Raw genomic sequence first — 588 nt, 5'->3', positions numbered from 1 at the left:
GCAATTCCCTCCATTTTCCCATGACGGAACTCGGTGTTGTCAGCCCACATGCGGTGCATGATGACGGCCAACTTTCTGGCAACGGCTACCAGCGCACGGCGGCGGCCTTTGCGGCGCATCAGGCGTAGGCCCCAGCTCTTGATTTCGGAGCTCGCGACGGAGCGCATCATCATCGCATTGGCCGCAGCATAGAGCGTCGCACGCACATCTCTGTCGCCTGCCTTCGAGATGCGGCCTGGGTTATCCATTTCCCCGGATTGATATCGTCGCGGGGTTAGGCCGAAGTGAGCGGCAACGGTGCGAGAGCTGGTAAACCGAGCTGGATCATCGACAGCCGCACGGAACGTCAGGGCAGCAATAGGGCCGACACCGGGGATCGCCATGAAGCGCAGACAGGTCTCATCATGGCTGGCCGCTTGCTTCACACGGCGGTCCAACTCGCGATAGGCTTTGTAAAGCACAGCCCGCGCATCTAGCAGTGGCAAAAGTGCATGAGACAAATCCGGGTCTGCCTCTATCAACGGACGGACACGTTCGTCGAAAGACCCCTGATCAACACGAGACGGTAATCGCAGCCCAAAAACCCTG

At 59.5% G+C, this 588-nt stretch carries 1 protein-coding gene; it reads right to left on the bottom strand.

Annotation, left to right across the window (positions count from 1 at the left end):
• Positions 1-588: IS110 family RNA-guided transposase (locus HRQ87_RS20010; protein ID WP_174140214.1), on the bottom strand; the 588-nt coding region annotated here is incomplete at both ends.

This window comes from Parasulfitobacter algicola (genome assembly GCF_013315265.1).
GTDB lineage: Bacteria > Pseudomonadota > Alphaproteobacteria > Rhodobacterales > Rhodobacteraceae > Parasulfitobacter > Parasulfitobacter algicola.
The sequence above is the reverse complement of the archived record's forward strand: the minus strand, read 5'-3'. Positions and strand labels throughout refer to the sequence as shown.